We start from the raw sequence: 270 nt of genomic DNA, 5'->3' as shown, positions 1-270 counted from the left end.
TCGAAACGAGCGAGCGGTAGGGAATGCCGCGCCTGCGCGTCATAAGTACCGCGCGGGACCACACATAATGATGGTGTCAGCGTGGGCGCCGTCCGGAGGATTTACCCCGAAGAACGGTCATCTGCTCCTGCTGCACTTCATTTTCATCGTTCAAAACGGCTTGCCAAAGCCTGTTGCCGAGCCGAAGCGACACCCGTTTCGTCCCCTCGTGTTCAGCTGTCCCGATTGCCACGGAACTGACGACGGAACCATGGCGCATGTGGCGGCGAA

General features: G+C 59.6%; 1 protein-coding gene. It reads right to left on the bottom strand.

Annotation, left to right across the window (positions count from 1 at the left end; translation table 11 throughout):
* Window positions 1–76 precede the first annotated feature (76 nt).
* A partial coding sequence (locus EOD29_RS37610) for a DUF6522 family protein (protein WP_127248827.1) occupies window positions 77–270 on the bottom strand: 194 nt, incomplete at its 5' end.

The sequence above is a fragment of the Mesorhizobium sp. M1A.T.Ca.IN.004.03.1.1 genome, from assembly GCF_003997555.1.
Lineage (GTDB): Bacteria > Pseudomonadota > Alphaproteobacteria > Rhizobiales > Rhizobiaceae > Mesorhizobium.
Note: the sequence above shows the minus strand (reverse complement) of the source record. Positions and strands in the feature narration are given on the sequence as shown.